This window comes from Rhodanobacter sp. FW021-MT20, from assembly GCF_041107475.1.
In the GTDB taxonomy this organism is placed as follows: domain Bacteria; phylum Pseudomonadota; class Gammaproteobacteria; order Xanthomonadales; family Rhodanobacteraceae; genus Rhodanobacter_A; species Rhodanobacter_A glycinis.
The window spans coordinates 20,386-41,586 of record NZ_JBGBPX010000025.1 but is presented as its reverse complement, the minus strand read 5'-3'; the positions used below and the strand labels follow the sequence as shown (position 1 = coordinate 41,586).

The following is a 21,201-nucleotide window of genomic DNA, read 5'->3' as shown; positions in this document are numbered from 1 at the left end:
TCGATGCGCAGGGCAGGCGTCGTCAGTGTGCGCCATCGCCGGCGCCTTGCTGCGAGGCGACATAGGCGGCGAGGTTGGCGACGGTGGCGAAGTGCTCGCGCGCGTTCTTCGCATCGGATTCCACGCGAATGCCGTAACGCTTCTGCAGCGCCAGCGCCAGTTCCAGTGCGTCCACCGAGTCCAGCCCCAGGCCTTCGCCGAACAGCGGTTGCGCCGGCGGAATGTCGGAGGCCTGGAGGTCTTCCAGGTTCAGCGTGTCGATGATGAGCTGGGCGATGGCCTGCTCGAGTGCGGTCTGGGTCGGTGCGTTCACGAGGTGGCGAGTTCCCTGAGAAAGAGTTGATGCAAATGGTCGTTGAGCCGGCGCGAGGCGACCGGCAGCGGTGCGTGGGTGTTGAAGTCGGCCGGGTCGATGTCCGCGCCCACGCGCAGGCGCACCTGCACGCGGCGGTCGGGGATGCGGTACCACGGCTCGGCCTTGGTCAGCGTGGTGGGTTCGACGGTGATGAACACCGGCGTGACGCAACGCGCGCCACGCAAGGCGATGGCCGCCGCACCGCGATGGAACACCGGCGCGCAGCCCGGCGTGGTGCGCGTGCCTTCGGGAAACACCAGCAGCGATTGCCCTTCGCGCAGCACGTCGGCGGCGCGCTCCAGCATGGTCATGCTGCCATCGTTGCTGATGTATTGCGCCGCGCGCACCGGCCCGCGCATGCACGGGTTGCGAAACAGGCCGGCCTTGACGATGCAGTTGGTGTCGCGCAACTGGCCGATCAGAAACACCACGTCGATCAGCGAGGGATGGTTGGCCACGATCATCTGGCCGGGTTGTCCCAGTCGCTGCACGCCATCGATATGCAAGGTGAGGACGCCGCTGCGTCGCATGAACCAGGCGTGCAGGCGGAACGCGCGACTGATCGCGGCGCGTGCGCGCCGGCGTCGTGCCATCACTCCACCGGGCAGGCAGGCCAGCACCGGCAGCAGGAATATCCACAGCAGCAGGCCGCCCAATCCGAACAGCACGAAGCTGGCGCCGGTGGCGACCAGCCGCACGGCCCATGCGTCGGTGCGCCGGTTCAGCGGCTGCGTTGCCAGTTCCAGCGGCGTGCTTTCCATACGTGTTCCAGTGACGGTTCATGAACGAGCAGAGCGCGCAGGAAATCCAGCGCGTGCGGCCATGCGCAAGGTGTGCCACGGTCGTCGTGCCGGCCTGGCTGCAGTTGCCAGTCGGTGGTGGTCGGCGCTTCGCCGGTGGCTGTGGTTTTCCCCAAACGCAGCGCGACAGCATAGGAGAACGGCACGTCGTCGATCCACTCGGCATAGGCCGGCGGCGGCAGTTCCTCGGCGACCACCACCAGCACGGATGGGGCGCCGGCGGCCAGTTGCAGCGTGCCTTCCAGCATGGCGTGCTCGAAGGCATCGGCCTCGCCGGCAAGCGCCACCGACTCGCCGCGCTGTTCGCGCAGGATCGACCATTGGCCGGCGATGGCGTTATGCACCGACAGGCCGAACTGGGTCGGCGACAGCGGCTGCTCATCGACCAGGTCGCCAAGCAGGGCGAGGGTGCGCGTGGTTTCGCCATGACGCGAGGCGAACACGAACGGCAGTTGCTCGCCGTCGTCGCACAGCGGCCACGCGGCTTCCAGAGTCATGCGCGCCAGCCGGCTCAGGCGGCGGCGTTGCATCGCCGGCAGGAAGGCACACGCTGGTTGCAGCTTGCCGTCGTCGGACACGGCGTGTGGCGCTTGTGCCCAGGCTTGCCACGCCGCGGCGTTGTCCAGGCCGGGCGCCCATGCCTGCCAGCGTTCGATGCGCAGGTCGATCATGGACACCTCGAAAAGCTGCGGTAGGTGCGCACCCTGTGCGCGAACGCTTCTGGCTTCGATCGGTGCAAAAGCCATCGCGCACAGGGTGCGCTCCTACCCATGGATGCCGTGCGGGTTTCCCGTGAGGCCCTCATGCGGCGTCCTCCGTGTAGCGGCGGAACAGCAGCGAGGCGCAACTGCCGCCGAAGCCGAAGCTGTTGGACAGCATGCTGTCGATGCGTTGCGCGCGGTTGGCGTTGAGCAGCGGCGCATCGACAAAGTCGGGATCGGGTGTGTCGACCATCCGGCCGGCCACGAGCAGGTCGTGCTGCATCATCAACAGTCCGGCGATGGCATCCAGCGCACCGGCGGCGCCGGGGGCGTGACCAGTCAGGCCCTTGATCGAGGACAGCGGCGGCACCGCCGCGCCGCGCTCGCCAAACACCGTGCGGATGGCCTGCCATTCGGCCAGGTCGCCCTGCGGCGTGGAGCAGGCGTGGGTGTTGATGTAGTCGGGCAGGGTGCCGGCGCGGTCCAGCGCCTGGCGCATCGCGCGGGCGATGCCGTCGGTACCGGGGCCGACCATGCTGGCGGCATCGGTGCAGTTGCCGTAGCCGGCGAGTTCGGCCAGCACGGTGGCACCACGCGTCTTCGCGTGTTCCAGCGATTCCAGCACCAGCACGCCGGCGCCGGCGGCCAGCACGAAGCCGTCGCGGTCGCGGTCGCAGGGACGCGAGGCCAGCGCGGGATCATGCTGTGGCGACAACGCACCCATCGCGTCGAACCACATCGCCGTGCTGTCGTGCAGTTCTTCCGCGCCGCCGGTGACCACCATCTGTTGGCGACCAAGCTGGATCAGTTCCATCGCGTGCCCAATCGCGTGGGTGGCGCTGGTGCAGGCCGAGCTGAGAGTGAGGCTGGTGCCGCCGATGTCGAACGCATGCGCCAGGCTGGCGGACAGCGCGCTGCTCATGCCGCGTGGCACCCAGAACGGCGACAGCTTGGCGATGCCTTTGGCGCGATGACTGGCCAGTCCCGCTTCGTGTTCGCTCAGCGCGGCGCCGCCACCGAATACCAGTCCGCAGTCATCAGCACGCAGGTGTTCCGGCGTCACGCCCGCTTGCGCGAACGCCTCGTTCGCGGCATGCCACGCGTACAGGCCGGGCGGGGCGAAAAAACGGCGCAGCTTGCGCGGTGCTTCGGGCATACCGGTGAGGTCGACCGGGCCGCCCACACGAGCGCGCAGGCCCAGCGCAGCGAACCCCGCCATCGGGCGCAAGCCACCACGGCCCGCGCGCAAGGCATCGAAGAACGCCACGTTGCCGTGACCCAGGCAGGACAGCGAACCGCTGCCGGTCACCACCACGCGCGGCAGGCCGTTGGCGTCGCGCAGGCGCATCAGTTGCACGCTCCGCACGTCATGCGCAGGCCCCGAGGATCAGCGAGGTATTGATGCCGCCGAAGGCGAAGTTGTTGCTCATCACGTGCTCGGTGGCGAGCTGGCGAGCACTGCCGATGATGTAATCCAGCTCGGCGCATTCCGGATCGATCTCGCTCAGGTTGATCGTGGGCGCAAACCAGCCCTCGCGCATCATCGCCACCGTCCACCACGCTTCCAGCGCGCCGCAGGCGCCCAGCGTGTGGCCGACGTAACTCTTCATCGAGCTGATCGGCACGCGCGCACCGAATACGTCGTGGGTGGCGTGGCTTTCGGCCACGTCGCCACGGTCGGTGGCGGTGCCGTGGGCGCTGATGTAGCCGATCGCGTCCGCCGGCAGTTGCGCGTCATCCAGCGCCAGCCGCATCGCCACCGCCATGGTCTCGGCGGTGGGCTGGGTGATGTGCGCGCCGTCGGAATTGCAACCGAAGCCCAGCACTTCCGCATGGATCGTCGCGCCGCGCGCCCTGGCGTGTTCGTATTCCTCCAGCACCAGCGTGCTGGCGCCTTCGCCCACCACCAGCCCGTCGCGATGGCGGTCGAACGGACGTGGCGTGAGCTGCGCTTCGTCGTTGCGCGTGCTGGTGGCGAACAGCGTGTCGAACACCGCCGCGCCGGGGCCGGAAAGTTCTTCCGCACCACCGCACAACATGAGCTTCTGCTTGCCGTGCTGGATCGCCTCGTAGCCGTAACCGATCGCCTGGCTGCCGGAGGTACATGCGCTGGAGGTGGGAATGATCCGCCCTTTCAGCCCGAAGAACACGCCGACGTTCACCGCGGTGGTGTGCGCCATCATCTGGATATAACTGGTGGCGGTGACGCCCTGCATCGAACCGGTGTCGAGCATGCGACCCATCACCCGTACCGGCTCGATGCTGCCGCCGGACGAACCATAAGCCACACCCATGCGGCCGTCGCGAATCGTCGCGTCGTCATGCAGCCCGGCATCGCGCAAGGCATGTTCGCTGGCGGCCACGGCCAACTGCGCCACGCGCCCCATCGAGCGCAGTTTCTGGCGCGGCCAGCGCGGCACGTCGAAATCGTCGACGGGACAACCGAGGCGGCTGTTCAGGCCATCGAAGTAGTCCCATTCGGGCATGCGCCGCACCGCGTTGCGGCCTTCACGCAGGCGCGTTGCGATGGTGTCCCAGTCGTGGCCCAGCGCGGTGATCCCGCCCATGCCGGTAATGACGACGCGCTTCATGCTGGCGGCATCCTTGTCGATGGTTTCGTGGTCACGAATCGTGCGCGCTCCGCTCCCTCTCCCCGTGGGCGACCGAAGGAAGTCCCCTTGCGGGTGGAGGAGGGTTGGGGTGAGGGGTGGGTGCTCGCGAAGTCGCTGGGTTTTCTGCTCGTCATTCCGGCGCAGGCCGGAATCCAGTCGGATATCTCGCGCGAAGCGCACAAAGCCCGTTTCGAGTGCTGCGCACGACATGTTTCACTGGATTCCGGCCTGCGCCGGAATGACGTTGAGGGCGTGCGATGGACGGGGACTGTTTTCACGGCGCCGCATCCATCGTGCCGGCCCGACTCGCCGGCACCAGCAATGCGGTAAACCCGATGCCCAGCAACAACGTGAGCCCGAAGTCCCGCAGCGCCGGCATCGAACTGAGCGAGAGCAGCCCGAATGAAAGCAAAGCGGTGATCGCCGACAGCAACACGCTGGCATACATCGCGCCGGGGCGGTGCGCGGCGTGCGGCTCGCCTTCGTGCAGAAATACGGCGTAATTGGCGCCGACGCCGAGCACCAGCATCAAGGCCATCCAGTGGAACAGCGTCAGCGGCTGATGCAGATAGCCCAGGGTTGCCAGGGTCAGTGCGATCCCCAGCACCGGTGGCGTCATCACGCGCGGCATGCGGCGCCAGCCGTAGCGCCAGCCGAACACCGGCACGATCAGCAGAATCGCCGCCAGCAGCCACACGCTGGCGTAGCGGCGGTAACGGCCGAACAGTTGCGACACGCTGGCCGGTTTGTCGACCAGGCTCACGCCGGGCAGACCATCGGCGGCACGTTGCAGCGTGGCGTCGTCGTCGGTGCCTTGCGGCAGCACGATGGTGCCGCAGCCTTGCGCGCTGCAGCCCATCCACAGATAGCGGAATGGCGTGGCCAGTGGCGTCTTCAGCCAGGCATCCAGCGTCAACGGCGTGCCGGGCCACGCCGCCAGCCACGCGTCGATGGCGTTGGCGCGGAAGCCGGCACCGGCAAGCAAGGCGCGCACGCGCTCGGGATGACTCATCAACGGCGCCAGCAAGGCATGGTCAGCCTGTTGGCGTTGTTGCGATGGCACCATGCTGGCCAGTCCGATCCAGGCTTGCAACTGCTGATGGTCGACCATCGATTGCAGGCGCCGGTCGAGCGCTTCCTCGCGCTGCAGCGTCTGTTCGGTATTGGCGCCTTGCACCAGGTAGAACTGGCTGCCGTTGCCGAGTCCGGTGATGTCGCGGATCTGTGCTTCCTGCGCCAGCAGGCCGGCGGGTTGGGCGATCAGCAGGTGCACGTCGTCGTTGTGGCTCAGTTGCCACCAACCGGGTAGCGCGACCAACAGCAACAACAGCGCCACACCCGCGCCGCGCGCACCGCGACCGAAGCGGTTGACCGTGCGTTGCAAGGCCAGCGCCCAGCGCACCGGCCGCGCCGACAAGGGTCGGGCCGGACGTTGCAGCAAGGCCGGCAGCAGGCCGAACACGCTGAGGCAGGCGGCGAGCATGCCGCTCATCGCGAACACCGACATCTGTCGCAGCGCGGGGAACGGCACCAGGCCGAGCAGCGCGTAGCCAAGCAACGAGGTGGCCAGCGCCAGCAGCAGGGCCGGGCGCACCTGGCGCAGGCCGGTCGAGGCGTGCCAGTTCGCGCCGGCATTCGCACGCGCGGTGAGGTACTGGATCGAATAGTCCACCGCCTCACCCAAGAGTGCCGCGCCGAACACCAGAGTCAGCAGGTAGATCTGGCCGAATACCAGCAAGCTCACCGTGGTGGCCGCGATCACGCCGACGGCGGTGGACAGGAAGGCCAGCAGCAGCGGGCCGGGCGAGCGGAACATGCCGATCAGCAGCAAGGCAATGCCGATGCTGGAGATCCAGCCGACCATGTGCACGTCGTGTTCCGCGCCGGCTCGCGCGGCGGCGGCGTAGAACACCGCACCGGTGCGCGACAGGTGCGTGCCCGGGTAGTCGTGCCTGATGCGTTGCTCGGCGCTGGCCAGTGCAGCCAGTGCACGTTGCTGCACGCTGTCGTCGTAGGACGAACCGGCCAGCGTGGCCGTCACCAGCACGTAGGTCTTGTCGCCGCGATGCGCGACCAGCAGGTCGTCTTCGGGCAGCAGTGGCGAGCGGCTCCACGGTTGCTGGTCCAGCCAGTGCTGCAGCCAGCCGAACGGGTCGTCCTGCAGGCTCGTGCCTACGCCGTCGAGGAACGGCGCATTCAAACGACGGGCCAATGCCTGCGCGGGATCGTGGCCGGGCGCGGCGAGTGCGGCGCGGTCGGCATCGGTGAGCAGCCAGAAACGATGCGCGAGATACGGCGCCACCATCTGTTTGAGGTCGAACGGTGGCAGCTCGGCCATGACCGAGTCGAACACCTTGTGCTGTGCCAGCGCCTTGCCCAGCTCGCGTGCGGCCGCCTTGGCGCGGTCATCGTCGGCGTTCTCCACCAGCAGCACCATGCGGTCGCCGTTGGCGTGTGCCAGCCGCTGCACGGCAGCTTCGGCCATCGGGTTCTGCTCGGTGGTTGGCAGCATCGCCAGCAGGTCGGTCTGGATCGCCACCTGGCCGCGCCCGAACAGCAGATACGCGCCCAGCGCGGCGACCAGCAGCGTGCCGATGGCGAACAGGCCGGCGCGCAGCTTCAGTGTTCGCGATGGCATGTTATGCGGCAGCGTCATGGCAGGCCGAGCGCGCGCCGCTCCAGCGCACTGAGCGGGCCGGCATCGCGCGTGTGTGCGAAGCGGATGTCGGTGCTGCCGCCGTCATGCATGGCGATGCGGATGCCTTCGAGGAACGCGTCACCACTGAGCGTGATGCTGCCCAGCACGCGTGCCATGCGCTCCTGCTTCGGGGTGAAGCGCAGCGTCCAGTTGGCCGTCGTGCCGCTGGCCACCACGTTGAACTGGCGCAGTACCTCGTCGAGTTTGCCGGCGAGCATCGATTGCAGCATCTGCGAAATGCGGTCCATGCCGCGCGCGTCGCGCATCGGGTGCGCGTGGCCTTGCGCGTCGACGCGCGCGGCATGCCTGCCGGTGAGCGCCAGTGTTTCGGCGTACGGCGATTGCGTCTGCCACAGCATGCCGTGGTTGAGCACGAACAGCAGCTGGCCGCGACTCACCTGCGGTTGGGTCAGCGCGGGATTCGCCCGGGTCTGCACGAAGTCGGCGCGCACGGCCTGATGCTGGCCCAGTTCGGCCAGCACGTGTTGCAACAGCGCATCGTCAGGCGCGGTGGCTTGGGGCGCGGTGGTTTGCGCGGCAACGCTCGCAACGCACAGCAGCAGGCAGCTCAGGAACAGGGGGGCGATCAGGCGACGCATGCATTTTCTCCACGGAATCGGCGCCACAACAGGCGCGGAGCCCGAGGCAGCATGCCCAGCAACAGACGCGTATGCATCGCGCTGATGCGCAGGTTGTCCTGCAGCATACGGAAATGTGACAAGCCGTTCTCGGGGTAGATCACCCGCGTAGGCAGGTTGCGTACAGCTACGCCGCGCCAGACCAGCCGCACGGCGGCCTCGGTGTCGAAGTCCATGCGTGCCGGCAGCGGCGCCCGGGCGATCTCGGCGCAGGTGGCGTCCAGCGGGTACAGCCGGTAGCCGCACATGGAATCGCGGATCGCCAGCGACAGCGTTTCCAGCCACACGCAGACATGGGTGACGTAGCGTCCGTACAAGCGTCCGCGCGGCACGCTGTCGTCGTAGATCGGGCAACCGCAGACCAGCGCGCGCGGATGGGCGCGCGCCTCGTTCAGGAAGCGCGGCACGTCGTCGGTGTCGTGCTGGCCGTCGGCGTCGATCTGCAGCGCATGGCTGTAACCCGCCTTGTGCGCGGCCAGCAGGCCGGCGGAAAGTGCGCGGCCCTTGCCCTGGTTGTACGGCAGGCGCAGCAGTTGCACGCCTGCCTCGTCGCGCGCCAGCGCATCGAGCACGTCGCGGGTGGCTGCATCGCTGCCGTCATCCACGATCAGCACTGGCAAGCCATGTGCACGCAAGGCGTGCACCGTGCGCGCAATGGTGCTGCCGTGGTTGTAGATCGGGATCAGCGCGCAGGGCGCGAAACCGTCGCTGGCGTCCGGCATGAGGCGCGCGGCGGGCTCAGCGGCCGAGCAGGGCATGGACCGTGGCGATCACGTCGCCGACGGTGCGCACGTTCTTGAAGTCTTCCGGCTTGATCCGCATGCCGGTCATTTCCTGCACCTGGATCGCCAGGTCCACCGCGTCGATGGAGTCCAGCTCCAGGTCGGTGAACAAGTGGGCCGAAGGCGTGACCCGGGCCGGGGCGATCTCGAAGGTCTCGTGCAGCACTTCGCGGAGTCTGCCCAGAATCTCCGCGTCGCTGATCCCTGCTGCCAAAATGGTGCTCATAACGGTTCCGCCTGTTCCTGCTTTTCGTGAATGCGTCGGTAGCGCGAGGTCGAAGGCGGAAGGACGTGCCGGGCATGACAACCCATCCAGCGGAGGTGGTCCTCCGTTCCGGTTCCGTTGCATGAAAATCGGCATGAGCCGATTGTTCCCCGGTGCAAGCCCCTGTTCGACCGCTTTGCCTTTGCAGGCAAAGCCTTGCACATGACGCGATGGGCGAAGTCTAGCAGGATCGTGGCATGGGTTGGCCGGCCCCGCCGCCCCGGGCCGTGGCGAAAGCGCGCTTTGTGGCGAGGCGGGGTGATGGCGGGGGCCGGGCCCGCAAATGCAAACAGCCGCCGGTGGGCGACTGTTCGGACTCTCCACAAGAAGGTGGGGCGGCCAGCAAGGAGTCGGGGGGACCACCTTGCCGGCCTCGGTCATGAACGACCGCCCATAAAGAAAGGTTTCAGGAAATCGCCATCCAGGGCGTTTGTGTGATGGTTTTCAGAACGTCCAGTTGAAGCCGACATGGAAACCGCTATCCAGCGCATGGCTGGCCACCTGGCCCTGGTAGGACAGGTCGAACGAGGCCGACGTCGACACTTGCGCCGTCAGGCCCGCTTCCACCGCCAGCGCGTTGCGGGCAATCGGCGCGCCGGTAGTGGTGAAGCTGTTGCCGCCGTCGAAGGCCAGCGCGTCTTGCGGCCTGACGTAGTCGGACGCATGGCGCCAGCCGAGCATGCCGTGCGCGGTGATGCGGTTGTTGTTGGCAATGAACCAGGTGGCGGCGCGGGCGCCCAGCGTGGTGAAGAAGGTGCGGTGCTGGTCGTTGTGGCCGGTCAGCGTTTCGATGCCTCCTTGCTCGCGGACGGTGCCGGTATAGGTGCGCACGCCGGCCGCCTGCACAAACGGTTCCAGCACCGAGCGCTTGAAGTGGTAGGTGTAGCTGGCTTCGCCGAACGCCTGCGAGGTATGGGCGGTGTAGTCGCCGCGCGCCTCGTCGAACAGGTAGGGCATGGCGATGAGGCGGCGCGTCTTGATCTCATGCCGGGTCCAGGCCACGCCCATGCCCAGGTTGAAGTTGCCGAGCTGGCTGCCGACGTACGCGCCCAGGTGCAGATCGTCGCTGTTGGCGGACGATTGGCGCCCGTCGACATTGACCGCGGTCTGGGTGTAGCCGGCGGTGATGCCGAAGCGGCTGGCCTGGCCCATGGCGATGTCGTGTCCGACCAGGAAACCGCCCAGGTTCTGTCGACTGCGAGCCGCGTTGCCGTCGCCATCGTTATGGCCCCAGGCGCCGATGAACTGGCCCCACCACGCCTGTCCGTTGGCGCCGGCCTGCACCGAAGGGCCGGCCGCGGTGGCGTCGTCGTTGCCCTGGCGCAGGCGGGCACTCACGGCATCGCGCAGGTAGTGGCTGTCGGACAGGAAGGCGCTTTGCACACTGGCGTGGATTTCGCCGGAGAGCTGGTCGGCGGCGCTGCGAATGGCAGCATCGCTGGGCTGGTTGGCGAGCACGGTGAACAGCGCGCTGGTCGGTGCCAGGCTCTGCACGCCGCCCAGTGCGGCCACCTGGTTCGGCGTGCCGCCGACGGCAGTCAGCGGGCGCGACTGCACCACGTCCAGGTACACGTGCCGTGCATCGTAGGCCGTGGCCAGACCCAGGATCGGGCTGATCGCCATGTCGCCGGCCAGCGCATAGGTGCCGCTCACGCCCTTCGCGGCATCGAGCACGGTGTAGCGCGAACCGACGCTGTACAAGGTACCCGGCTTGGCCGTGACGGCCAGGCTGGCACCGCTGAGCAGGCTGGCGTGGCCGCCTACGTCGATCAGGCTCGATGTGCCGGGATGACCGAGATCGACCTGCGCCAGATAGCGGGACGTCGCCGATTGCACGTAGTTGCCCGCCACCGCCAGCGTCTGGAAGCTGCCGGCGCCCTGGCCGGGGGCCACCATGCCATCGACCTGCAGCGCGCCGCCGATGCGACCGTTGCCGAGCAACAGACCGTTGTTCAGCACCGAGCCACGGATCAGGCCGTTGTCCACCAGCAAGCCGAGGTTGATCGCGTTGCCGGTCAACGCGCCGGTGAGCACCAGCGCGCCGTTCGCGCCGATGCCGGTGGGGCCGGTGAAGCTGTTGTCGCCGGTCAGCAGTTCGCTGCCGCCGGACACGATCAGGTGACCGCCCACGCCACCGCTAAGCCCGCCGTCGACCAGGCTGCCGTCGAAGCGGCCATTGGCCGCGGTGAGGTTCAGCGTGGCATCGCCCAGGGCAACGTAGCCGCTGCCGGACAGCGAGCGGATGTCGGTGGTGTGGCTGGTGCGCGAGATGTCGAACACGCCGTCCACCTGCACGTTCGAGGAATCCGCGATGCTGCCGGGACCGGCCAATCCCAGCCAGCCATTGGCGGCCACGCGGGTGGCGCCGGTATAGGTGTTGGTGCCGCTGAGGTTGGCCACGCCGTTGGCTTCCACCTGCAGCGTGCCGGTGCCGGAAATGTTGCCGGCCAGTCCGAGCAGGCCCATGGCAGGGGTCACGTCCAGGCTGCTGGTGATCGGTGCCTCGGTGACGAAGAACGGGGTGTAGGCAGTTTGCTGGTTTTCCAGGTCGTACATCACCGCGTTGTGGAAGAAGAACGAGATGCCGTAGATCGCGCTGTCCGGGAAACCGCCGTAGGGGCCGATACCCACCACGTTGCTGTAGTCGCCGCTGTTGGGGTCGCCCGAGACGATGGACGAACCCTGTGCGCCGGCTACCGCGCCGGTGGCGGTCAGGGTGATGCCCGGGTTCAACGCTGAGCCCGGCGGAAAGCCATCATCGTTGTCGATCAGCATGATGTCCGGCGTGCCGGTATCAAACAACGTTGGGTAGGTCGCACTCCATAGCGTCTGGCCACCCTGCGACAAGGTGTAGGTGAACTCGGTGTCGAACTGGCTGGCGGAATTGGCACCGGACAGCGCGAACGAGCCCTGCGCACCGCCGATCCACGGCACCGCGGTGAGAAATTGTGCGCGCAGTGCCGGCGTCAGGCCCTCGATCAGGCAGGCTGGACCGCAGTTGCCCGGTCCCACGCCGGTGCCGTTGGCCTCGACGATGTAACCGCTCTTGCTCAGCATGCCGGGCACGCCGTTGCCGAAATCGCCGGCGCCGAAGATGCCGTAGAACACGCCTTCTTCCGGGGCGATGCCCTTGGCCAGGTTGTTCTGGAAATCCTCGTCGATCTTCAGCGTGGTGCCGTCGGGGAAGGTGCCCACCACCGGACCGGTGGAGGTGGTGGTGACGTAGGCGTAGTTGATTGCCACCGGCGCACCGGCCGCGGTGCCGTAGCCGGCCACCTGGGCACCCGTGGTGGAGTTGTAGAACTGCATGCTGGCCACGGTGGTGGACGACTGCAGGTAGCCGTAGGTGCCGTCGCCATACAGGTAGAACTGCAGCGGGCCGGTGGCCGTACCGGGCTGGGTGGGGAACCAGGCCGGGCCGCTGCCACCGAGTGCGGTCAGGCCCACGTCGATGTTGAACGAATCCGAGCCGGTGTCGAACAGGTATTCCTCGGGCTTGGCGCCGTTCACGCCGACATTGATACCGAGCCGGTAGAAGTATTGCGGGCCGAAATTCTCCTGGACGATGTCCAGCGGAATGCTGTCGGCCCATGCCTGGGCGCAGGGAGCAAGCAGGCAGGCCAAAGCCAGCGCCAGCGGTCGGTACGGAATCTTGCGCACGTATTTCCCCATGATGAAAGACGACAGACCCGCCGATCGGGTCGCCTTCGATGTAACGGAGCGCGCGCAAAAATCCCCCACCTGTCGGCGAAGCTTCAGGTGGTCCATTGGCGGGTGTCGCTCCGGCGGGGCGATTTCAAAACCTCGCCGGATTCGCGTGTAGGAGCGCACCCTGTGCGCGATGGCTCTTGCTTCGAGCGGACGCCAGAGCATTCGCGCACAGGGTGCGCTCCTACAAAACCGGCCATGCGGAGCCCGTAAACGAACAAGCCCGGCGCAAGGCCGGGCTCGTCGATGGCGGAACCGGGTGGTTCCACGATGTACGCGGCGGTTTACTGCCCGCGCATGCGACCCTGGAAGCGGGTGCCGTTGCCCATGTGCGGCAGCTTGATCTTGCCGATCGCGCTGATGCGCTCCTCGGCCAGGCGATCGGCGGCCTTGTAGGTCGGGATGCCTTCGTTCTTGCTGATCTCGAAGATGCGGCTCAGGTTGTAGTAGATCGTGCGCATCATGCGCATCGCGCGCTCGCGGTTGTAGCCGTCGATTTCCAGCGACACGTTCATCACGCCGCCGGCGTTCACCGCGTAGTCCGGCGCGTACAGCACGCCGCGCTTCTGCAGCTCGTCGCCAATCGCGTCGGTGGCCAGCTGGTTGTTGGCCGGGCCGCAGATGATCTTCGCCTTGATGCGATCGATGGTCTGCTCGTTCACCGTGCCGCCCAGCGCGCACGGGCTGTACACGTCGGCGTCGACGTCGTAGATCTCGTCCAGGCCCACCGCTTCGCAGCCCAGTTCGTCCACGCAGCGCTGCACCGCTTCCTTGTTGATGTCGGTGACGAACACCTTGGCGCCCTGTTCGCGCAGCAGCTTGATGTACTCGCCGCCGACGTGGCCGCAGCCCTGCACGGCATAGCTGTACTTGCCCACGTCCTCGTTGCCGAACTTGGCCTGCAGCGAGGCCATCAGGCCCTGCAGCGAACCGTAGGCGGTGAACGGCGACGGATCGCCCGAGCCGCCGTGCACCTGGTGCACGCCGGTGACGTATTCGGTTTCACGGAACACGTATTCCATGTCGTTGACGTCGATGCCGACGTCTTCGGCGGTGATGTAGCGACCATTCAACGAGTTGACGAAGCGGCCGAACGCGCGGAACAGCGCCTCGGACTTGTCCTTGCTCGGATCGCCGATGATGACGGCCTTGCCGCCGCCCAGGTTCAGGCCGGCCACGGCGTTCTTGTAGGTCATGCCGCGCGACAGGCGCAGCACGTCGTTCACCGCATCCTGCTCGGTCTTGTAAGGCCACATGCGCAGACCGCCGAGCGCAGGGCCCAGCACCGTGTTGTGAACCGCGATGATGGCCTTCAGGCCGGCGTCCCGGTTCTGGCAGAAAACGACCTGCTCATGATCGGTTTGGGCGATGGTTTCGAAAATCATTGGAACGTTGACTCCACGTTATGCAGCACTGCAAACAGCGACTGCGGAAGGCGGCGAAGGTCGATCCAGTGCGGCCCCGCCAGGGCATTGCCTGAAACTCAAAGCCCCAGGCGTAGGAGCCTGGGCGGGAGAAATCTTCCGGACGGCAAAAGCGTCTGCGTGGTCCATATTCCCGTCGCTTCTTGGCCCATAGAACCACTATGGGCCGGCGAATCGTCGAAAATCTGTCCTCACGCAGCCACTTTTTCGCCTCGAAAGTTTCTACCGCCCAGGCCCCTAGAGGCCGGGGCGATGAGTTTATCCAGTCAATTTTAGTCCCTTGCCGAGGCCACTGCTTTCGCGGCGCAGCATGACAAGCGTGCGCAGATGTGGGTGGCGCGTCACCACGCGGCTGACATCGGTGTCAGCCGCGTGGGGCGAACGGGAGTCGGCAGCTTCGGGGCCGTGGTTGAGGTGCAGTGTTCGCGCGGCCCCGTGGCCGGCGGGCGCGATATGGCCAGGGTGCGGCCATATCGGCGTTTGTACAGGCTTGGCGATCAGCCCGAGACCCACGCGCCGACGTGGAAATGCCAGCCATCGTTGCGCTGTTCCCAGTGCGGGCGCACATAGCGGTAGCCGGGGCGGGCCGGGCGCCAGTGGCCATGCACGGCCACGTAGCGTCGGCCATTCCAGCGCCAGTAGCCATGCACCCAGATATAGCCGGGGTTGGGGCGTGGTTCGATTTCCACGATGCGCGGCGGTGGCGGCTGCGGTGCGATCACCTCCACCACCTGGGGCGCCGGGCGTTCGACGATCACCTCGCGCTGCACCGGGCGCGGGCGGTATACGGGACGTTCCTCGACACAGCCGGAAGCGAGCACGACCACGCCGACGAGGCCGGCCAGAGCGACAAGACGCAGGGACATGAAAATTCCTGGATTGGGAGCGGGAAGGATGAAGCGCGCGCAGTGTAGGGATGCAGCCCATGGCGGAGGTGTGCCGCATGGCACACCTCCGCTCGCAGGTTGTTGCGGGTTCAGCGGTCCCAGCGGCCGGGGTGGAAATGCCAGTGTCCGCGCGGCCCGCGCACCCAGCGGGCGGGGCGATAGCGATAGCCCGGGTGCACGCGCATCCAGCGACCGGCGACCCACACATGGCGGTGCCAGCCCGGGTTCCACTGCCAGTAGCCGGGGGCCCACACATAGCCGCGACGTGGCGGCGGCATGCGCTCGAAACGCGGCGCCGGCGGCGCCACATTGATACCGATGCCAACGCTGACCTGGGCCGCGGCAGGCAGTGCGTAAACCGTGCCGCCGAAGGCGAATGCCAGTCCGGCGATCAAGGCAAACTTGCGGGGGAAGCGCATCATATGGTGTGTTCTCCGTCATGGCCGCCATCGGCGGCGTGCAAGACGGAAAACGCCGTACCGGCGCCTGTGTTGACGTGTGTGCGTAGCCTTGTTCAGCTTGTACTGGGAATGACTCGGTTTCGGCGGCTACGCTTGCCCAGGCCATACGGCCACTGGATCCCGGCCTGCGCCCACTGCTGTCCGGAATAATCCTGGGATGTCCTTCGAGAGTGAATACCCGCGCCGCTTGCGCGAGATGCAACAAGGGGGGGGCGACTCCATTTCTGGCAGCGACCACCTCTCCGGCTCGTCATCCCGGCGCAGGCCGGGATCCAGTAGCGATCACGCCTGTCCAAGCCATACGGCTACTGGATGACCAGACAGCCGTCTGTTGAAGGGCGCCTCCGGCCTGCGCCGGAATGACGAACAAAGCGTGATGTCGATGCGTCGCGCGTGGGGCCGCGTCCCAGGAGCGTGGGCGGTAGAAACTTTCGAGGCGAAAAAGTGGCTGCGTGAGGACAGATTTTCGACGATTTGCCGGCCCATAGTGGTTCTATGGGCCAAAAAGCGATGGAAATATGGACCACGCAGACGCTTTTGCAGCCCGGAAGATTTCTGCCACCCACGCTGCTACATCCGGCAGTTCGGCGCATGCCCGCTGGCGCGTGCCTGCTGGTACACCGGCATCAGCTGCTGCGCCTCCTGTCCCAGCACCGCTTCGCGATGCGCCGACGAGGGATGGGTGGACAGGAAGGCCGGGGTCTTGCTGCCGCCTTGCTGCGCCATCTTCTGCCACAGCGCCGGGGCGGCACGCGGGTCGAAGCCGGCACGCGCCATGTAGCGCAGGCCCAGTTCGTCCGCCTCGCTTTCCTGGGTGCGCGAGAACGGCAGCAACAGGCCGACCTCCGCGCCAAGCCCCAATGCGGCGGCGGCATAGCCGGTATTGGTGCCGCGCGTGCCGGCGTAGATGGTGCCGGCGGCTACCGCGGCTTCTGCTGCCAGGTGATCGGACATGCGTTCGGCACCGTGCCGCGCCACCACGTGCGACAGCTCGTGCCCCAGCACCACCGCCAACTGGTTCTGGTCGGTGGCCACCTTGAACATGCCCATGTTCACGCCGATGCGGCCACCGGGCAGGGCAAACGCATTGGCGCTGTCGTCGCCGATGATCTGCACCTCCCACGATTGCGTGTTCCACGGCGGCGGCAGCACCGCGATCAGCGCATTGGCAACGCAGGTGGCGTAGGCCCGCTGGCGTGGCGCGTCCACGAACTTGCCTTGTTTGCGCATGCTGTTGAAGGCAGTCAGGCCCATCTGGCTCATCTGCGCATCGGACACCATCATCAATTGCGAGCGGCCCGTGGGCGAGGTGGCGCAGGCGCCCAGCAGCAGGGTGGCCAGGGCAAGGGTCAGTGATCGCGCTTTCATGCAACATCCTCCGTGTGTGGCGACAGGCCAAGCATAACGTGAGGCAGCACGGGGTCGCCGCGCAGGCCTTCCACGCAGGGCATGCACGCGTTTGACGGCGACGTGATGCCAGCGCGTCCATACTGGTTCCATCGATGCTGCCGAGTCCGTCGCCATGCCGTACAAACACACCAGCGAGTTGCCCGATGCCGTGCGCGACCATCTGCCCGATCACGCGCAGGCGATCTACAAGGAGGCCTACAACCACGCCTGGGATGAATACGCCGACAAGGACAAGCGCGACGGCGACGATTCCCGCGAGGAAGTGGCGCACAAGGTCGCCTGGTCCGCCGTGAAAAAGGACTACGCCAAGGGCGACGACGGCGACTGGCACCGCAAGTGATGCGCTGACATGGAGGGCCCTGTTGGGAACCTCGAATAACGCCATCATTCCGGCGTAGACCGGGCCTGATGGGCGACAAGGTTCAGCCGAGACCTCGCCGTTCGCCCTGAGCGTAGGCCCGCAGGGCCGGAGTCGAAGGGAGCGCCTGTGCTTGCCAACGCAAGCTTCGCTCGGTTCGAACGGTCTTTTGGGTTGAGCGTCATCGCCAATCAGGAAGCCGAAATCCAGCGACTTCAAGTCTTTTGAAAAGCAAAGGCACTGGATTTCAGCTTTCGCTGAAATGACGTGTCCGGCGAAGTTTTTCGAGACAGCCCCTGTTTCCGTGGCGATTTTCCACGCACCGACGCACGCCTTCGCTTATGCGGCAGTGCGTCAGCGGATGACAGCCCCCAGCCACTAGAATCACGGGGCTGATCACCAAGGTTTTACGGAGTCCCCCATGAGCTCGCCCGCCAAGCACGTCCCCGCAAGCACCCACCAGCGCGAGACTCATCCGCTGCGTTTCGTCACTGCCGCCAGCCTGTTCGACGGCCATGACGCGGCCATCAACATCATGCGCCGCATCATCCAGAGCCAGGGCGCGGAAGTGATCCACCTGGGCCACAACCGCTCGGTGGAAGACGTGGTGCGCGCGGCGCTGCAGGAAGACGCCGACGCCATCGCCATGTCGTCCTACCAGGGCGGCCACGTCGAGTACTTCAAGTACATGGTCGACATGCTGAAAGAGAAGGGCGCCGGTCACATCCGCGTGTTCGGCGGCGGTGGCGGCACCATCACGCCGGAGGAAATCCGCGAGCTGCAGGCCTACGGCGTCGAGCGCATCTACCACCCCAACGACGGCATGAAGCTGGGCCTGGTCGAGATGATCGAAGACGTGATGACGCGCGCCCGTGGCGCCGCCGGCAAGCGCGCCGAAGCCGAGCCGTCCGGCGTGCCCGCCCGCGTCGATATCAGCGACGAGATCAGCATCGGCCACATGCTCACCGCCATCGAGGAAGGTCATCTCGACGATGCCGAGCTGACCCGCCTGCGCAAGGAATGGGCGCTGGCCGGCAAACAGACCCCGGTGCTCGGCCTTACCGGCACCGGCGGCGCCGGCAAGTCGTCCGTGGTGGACGAGCTGCTGTTGCGCTTCCTGCATGCCTTCCCCGAGATGCGCATCGCCGTGCTGGCGGTCGATCCCACCCGCCGCCGTTCCGGTGGCGCGCTGCTCGGCGACCGCATCCGCATGAATTCCCTGCGCAGCCATCGCGTCTTCATGCGCTCCATGGCCACCCGCCGCCAGCACGCCGCCACCAGCATCGTGCTGCACGACTGCATCGGCTTCCTGAAGAGCCAGCCGTACGACCTGGTCATCGTGGAAACCGCCGGCATCGGCCAGAGCGATTCGGAAATCGTCGACCTGGTCGACTTCCCCACCTACGTGATGACCAGCGACTACGGCGCCGCCAGCCAGCTGGAGAAGATCGACATGATCGACTTCGCCGAGCTCATCGTGCTGAACAAGTTCGACAAGCGTGGCGCCGAAGACGCGCTGCGCGACATCCGCAAGCAGTGGAAACGCAACCGCACCGCGTTCAACGTCAAGGACGAGGACGTGCCGGTCTATCCCACCATCGCCAGCCAGTTCAACGATCCGGGCGTGACCTGGATGTTCACCAACCTGTGTCGCCTGATGCGCGAGAAATTGAATCTCGGCGCCGAAGCTGTAGGAGCGCACCCTGTGCGCGATCCCGCCGCCTCGAACGCCGAAGGTGAAGCGATCGCCCACAGGGTGGGCTCCTACAAAGCCGGCTGCAACTGGCAGCCGCAACTTGACACCAGCCTCAAATCCCCCCGCGCCACCGTCCTCATCCCCGGCGCCCGCGTGCGCTACCTCGCCGAAATCGCCGAGCAGGGCCGCGCCATCAACCAGGGCATCGAGACCCAGGCCGAGTTCGCCAGCAAGGCGCAGCACTACTACGAAGCGCTGAAGGAGCTGGGCGACGACAAATTGCCCAAGCCGCTGGAGTTGTACCGCAACGCCGAGCTGCACGAGCCCTTCGACTCCGACGCTGCGCGTCTACGCTCAGGGCGAACGGATGGGTCGGCTGGTAACGAACATGAAACCGTTCGCGCTGAGCGTAGCCCGCAGGGCGAAGTCGAAGCGTCCCCTCACGTCGACCGCTCCATGCTCCTCCTGCGCCAGCGCTACAACGCCGCGCTGAAGGAACTCAGTCACGAAGCCATCGAACAACTGCGCCACTGGCCCACACTGTTCGAATCGGTCACCGCCGAATTCAACGAATACAAAGTCCGCGACAAGGTCATCAAGGTCGACAACTACCGCGAATCCCTCAGCCATCAGAAAATCCCGAAAGTCGCCCCACCCAAGTCCAAGGATTGGGGCGACCTGCTCACCTTCCTCGGCAAGGAAAACCTGCCCGGCCACTACCCGTACACCGGCGGCGTCTACCCATACCGCCGCAGCGGCGAAGATCCCACCCGCATGTTCGCCGGCGAAGGCACGCCCGAGCGCACCAACCGCCGCTTCCATTACCTGAGCCAGGGCGGCGCCGCCACGCGCCTGTCCACCGCGTTCGACTCGGTCACCCTGTACGGTGAGGATCCGGCCCCGCGCCCGGACATTTACGGCAAGATCGGCAACTCCGGCGTCAACATCGCCACCCTGGACGACATGAAGAAGCTGTACTCCGGCTTCGACCTCAGCGCGCCCAGCACCTCGGTGTCGATGACCATCAACGGCCCCGCGCCGATGACCCTGGCGATGTTCATGAACACGGCCATCGACCAAAATGTTGAAAAGTACCTGCGCGAAGACGCCGCCCGCTGGGCCGCCGCGCAGAAGAAGATCGACAAACTCTACGAAGGCCGCCAGCGCCCGCAATACCTGGGCGACCTGCCCACCGGCAACGACGGTTTGGGCCTGGGCCTGCTCGGCGTCTGCGGCGACGACCTGGTCGACGCGGAAACCTACGCCCGCATCAAGACCGACACCCTGACCAAGGTGCGCGGCACCGTGCAGGCCGACATCTTCAAGGAAGACCAGGCGCAAAACACCTGCATCTTCAGCACCGAATTCGCCCTGCGCATGATGGGCGACATCCAGCAGTACTTCGTCGACCACAAGGTGCGCAACTTCTACTCGGTGTCGATCAGCGGTTACCACATCGCCGAAGCCGGCGCCAACCCGATCAGCCAGCTCGCCTTCACCTTGAGCAATGGCTTCACCATCGTCGAGTACTACCTCGCCCGCGGCATGAAGGTGGACGACTTCGCGCCCAACCTGAGCTTCTTCTTCTCCAACGGCATGGACCCGGAATACACCGTCATCGGCCGCGTCGCCCGCCGCATCTGGGCCCGCGCCATGCGCGAGCGCTATGGCGCCAGCAGCCGCAGCCAGATGATGAAGTACCACATCCAGACCAGCGGTCGGTCACTGCACGCCCAGGAGATCCAGTTCAACGACATCCGCACCACGCTGCAGGCGATGTACGCACTGTTCGACAACTGCAATTCGCTGCATACCAACGCCTACGACGAAGCCATCACCACGCCCACCGAGGAAAGCGTGCGGCGGGCGGTGGCGATCCAGATGATCATCAACAAGGAGCTTGGGCTGAACTTCAACGAGAATCCGTGGCAGGGGAGTTATGTGGTCGACACGCTGACCGATCTGGTCGAGGAGGCGGTGTACAAGGAGTTCGAGGCGATCAGCGAGCGGGGCGGGGTGCTTGGGGCGATGGATACGATGTACCAGCGCGGCAAGATCCAGGACGAGTCGATGTATTACGAGCACAAGAAGCATGATGGGTCGTTGCCGTTGATTGGCGTCAATACGTTCTTGCCGAAGGATCATGCGGGGGAGATTGCCACGGAGATCGAGTTGATTCGGTCCACCCCTGAGGAGAAGGGGGCGCAGATTGCCAATGTGCGGAGTTATGGGGAGGCGCGGAACTCGCTGGCCTCCGACAGTCTCAAGGTGCTACAAACGACGGCGCGGGAGCGACGGAATGTGTTTGAGCAGTTGATTGAGGCGGTTAAGTACAACTCGTTGGGGCAGATCAGTCATGCGTTGTATGAGGTGGGGGGGGAGTATCGGAGGAATATGTGATTCCTT

At 66.2% G+C, this 21,201-nt stretch carries 16 protein-coding genes; 2 read left to right on the top strand and 14 right to left on the bottom strand.

Going from position 1 to position 21,201, the window contains the following annotated elements:
- Positions 1-22: 22 nt before the first annotated feature.
- The 14 genes from AB7849_RS18130 to AB7849_RS18065 form a co-directional block, all read right to left on the bottom strand.
- Complete coding sequence (locus AB7849_RS18130; protein ID WP_008209166.1) at positions 23-313, bottom strand: phosphopantetheine-binding protein; 291 nt, start codon at positions 311-313, stop codon at positions 23-25.
- Positions 310-1,116, bottom strand: coding sequence for a lysophospholipid acyltransferase family protein (locus AB7849_RS18125; protein ID WP_369501490.1), 807 nt, complete (start codon positions 1,114-1,116; stop codon positions 310-312). Before AB7849_RS18125 ends, AB7849_RS18130 begins: the two co-directional genes overlap by 4 nt.
- A complete protein-coding gene (locus AB7849_RS18120) occupies positions 1,077-1,826 on the bottom strand; it encodes a beta-ketoacyl synthase chain length factor (protein ID WP_092703210.1) in 750 nt (249 codons plus the stop codon). The genes AB7849_RS18125 and AB7849_RS18120 overlap by 40 nt, the downstream gene beginning before the upstream one ends.
- 130 nt (positions 1,827-1,956) lie before the next feature.
- The gene (locus AB7849_RS18115) at positions 1,957-3,204 is read right to left on the bottom strand and encodes a beta-ketoacyl-[acyl-carrier-protein] synthase family protein (RefSeq protein ID WP_008209162.1); all 1,248 of its coding nucleotides are present in this window, start codon (positions 3,202-3,204) and stop codon (positions 1,957-1,959) included.
- 19 nt (positions 3,205-3,223) lie between these two features.
- Positions 3,224-4,447, bottom strand: coding sequence for a beta-ketoacyl-ACP synthase (locus tag AB7849_RS18110; protein ID WP_008209161.1), 1,224 nt, complete (start codon positions 4,445-4,447; stop codon positions 3,224-3,226).
- A 295-nt stretch (positions 4,448-4,742) separates the two neighbouring features.
- The gene (locus AB7849_RS18105; protein WP_157618024.1) at positions 4,743-7,106 is read right to left on the bottom strand and encodes an MMPL family transporter; all 2,364 of its coding nucleotides are present in this window, start codon (positions 7,104-7,106) and stop codon (positions 4,743-4,745) included.
- A gap of 14 nt (positions 7,107-7,120) precedes the next feature.
- Positions 7,121-7,765: a LolA family protein gene (locus AB7849_RS18100; RefSeq protein ID WP_008209159.1), complete on the bottom strand. Its 645-nt coding sequence runs from the start codon at positions 7,763-7,765 to the stop codon at positions 7,121-7,123.
- Positions 7,753-8,526 (bottom strand): glycosyltransferase family 2 protein, encoded by a 774-nt coding sequence (locus AB7849_RS18095; RefSeq protein ID WP_037098749.1) that lies wholly within the window; start codon positions 8,524-8,526, stop codon positions 7,753-7,755. Before AB7849_RS18095 ends, AB7849_RS18100 begins: the two co-directional genes overlap by 13 nt.
- Positions 8,527-8,542: 16 nt before the next feature.
- Complete coding sequence (locus AB7849_RS18090; RefSeq protein WP_008209157.1) at positions 8,543-8,812, bottom strand: acyl carrier protein; 270 nt, start codon at positions 8,810-8,812, stop codon at positions 8,543-8,545.
- A 483-nt stretch (positions 8,813-9,295) separates the two neighbouring features.
- The gene (locus tag AB7849_RS18085; protein WP_008209156.1) at positions 9,296-12,511 is read right to left on the bottom strand and encodes an autotransporter outer membrane beta-barrel domain-containing protein; all 3,216 of its coding nucleotides are present in this window, start codon (positions 12,509-12,511) and stop codon (positions 9,296-9,298) included.
- Between the two features lie 332 nt (positions 12,512-12,843).
- Positions 12,844-13,944 carry a Glu/Leu/Phe/Val dehydrogenase dimerization domain-containing protein gene (locus AB7849_RS18080; protein WP_092703201.1) on the bottom strand — a complete coding sequence of 367 codons (1,101 nt, stop codon included), beginning with the start codon at positions 13,942-13,944 and terminating at the stop codon, positions 12,844-12,846.
- Positions 13,945-14,480: 536 nt separating this feature from the next.
- The gene (locus AB7849_RS18075) at positions 14,481-14,849 is read right to left on the bottom strand and encodes a YXWGXW repeat-containing protein (RefSeq protein WP_008210595.1); all 369 of its coding nucleotides are present in this window, start codon (positions 14,847-14,849) and stop codon (positions 14,481-14,483) included.
- Positions 14,850-14,959: 110 nt separating this feature from the next.
- On the bottom strand, positions 14,960-15,292 hold the full coding sequence (locus AB7849_RS18070; protein WP_008210596.1) for a YXWGXW repeat-containing protein: 333 nt from the start codon (positions 15,290-15,292) through the stop codon (positions 14,960-14,962).
- Between the two features lie 609 nt (positions 15,293-15,901).
- On the bottom strand, positions 15,902-16,699 hold the full coding sequence (locus AB7849_RS18065) for a M48 family metallopeptidase (protein ID WP_008207651.1): 798 nt from the start codon (positions 16,697-16,699) through the stop codon (positions 15,902-15,904).
- Positions 16,700-16,853: 154 nt separating this feature from the next.
- On the opposite strand from AB7849_RS18065, the gene AB7849_RS18060 reads away from it, so the two are divergent.
- Both AB7849_RS18060 and AB7849_RS18055 read left to right on the top strand, forming a co-directional pair.
- Positions 16,854-17,081: a ChaB family protein gene (locus tag AB7849_RS18060; protein WP_008207654.1), complete on the top strand. Its 228-nt coding sequence runs from the start codon at positions 16,854-16,856 to the stop codon at positions 17,079-17,081.
- Positions 17,082-17,520: 439 nt separating this feature from the next.
- Positions 17,521-21,195: a methylmalonyl-CoA mutase family protein gene (locus AB7849_RS18055; protein WP_369501489.1), complete on the top strand. Its 3,675-nt coding sequence runs from the start codon at positions 17,521-17,523 to the stop codon at positions 21,193-21,195.
- The last annotated feature ends 6 nt before the right edge of the window (positions 21,196-21,201 follow it).

Coding starts and splice junctions, on each gene's coding strand:
- AB7849_RS18125 (WP_369501490.1), bottom strand. CDS start 1,116: ATGGAAAGCACGCCGCTGGAACTGGCAACGCAGCCGCTGAACCGGCGC.
- AB7849_RS18120 (WP_092703210.1), bottom strand. CDS start 1,826: ATGATCGACCTGCGCATCGAACGCTGGCAGGCATGGGCGCCCGGCCTG.
- AB7849_RS18115 (WP_008209162.1), bottom strand. CDS start 3,204: ATGCGCCTGCGCGACGCCAACGGCCTGCCGCGCGTGGTGGTGACCGGC.
- AB7849_RS18110 (WP_008209161.1), bottom strand. CDS start 4,447: ATGAAGCGCGTCGTCATTACCGGCATGGGCGGGATCACCGCGCTGGGC.
- AB7849_RS18105 (WP_157618024.1), bottom strand. CDS start 7,106: ATGCCATCGCGAACACTGAAGCTGCGCGCCGGCCTGTTCGCCATCGGC.
- AB7849_RS18100 (WP_008209159.1), bottom strand. CDS start 7,765: ATGCGTCGCCTGATCGCCCCCCTGTTCCTGAGCTGCCTGCTGCTGTGC.
- AB7849_RS18095 (WP_037098749.1), bottom strand. CDS start 8,526: ATGCCGGACGCCAGCGACGGTTTCGCGCCCTGCGCGCTGATCCCGATC.
- AB7849_RS18090 (WP_008209157.1), bottom strand. CDS start 8,812: ATGAGCACCATTTTGGCAGCAGGGATCAGCGACGCGGAGATTCTGGGC.
- AB7849_RS18080 (WP_092703201.1), bottom strand. CDS start 13,944: ATGATTTTCGAAACCATCGCCCAAACCGATCATGAGCAGGTCGTTTTC.
- AB7849_RS18075 (WP_008210595.1), bottom strand. CDS start 14,849: ATGTCCCTGCGTCTTGTCGCTCTGGCCGGCCTCGTCGGCGTGGTCGTG.
- AB7849_RS18070 (WP_008210596.1), bottom strand. CDS start 15,292: ATGATGCGCTTCCCCCGCAAGTTTGCCTTGATCGCCGGACTGGCATTC.
- AB7849_RS18065 (WP_008207651.1), bottom strand. CDS start 16,699: ATGAAAGCGCGATCACTGACCCTTGCCCTGGCCACCCTGCTGCTGGGC.
- AB7849_RS18060 (WP_008207654.1), top strand. CDS start 16,854: ATGCCGTACAAACACACCAGCGAGTTGCCCGATGCCGTGCGCGACCAT.
- AB7849_RS18055 (WP_369501489.1), top strand. CDS start 17,521: ATGAGCTCGCCCGCCAAGCACGTCCCCGCAAGCACCCACCAGCGCGAG.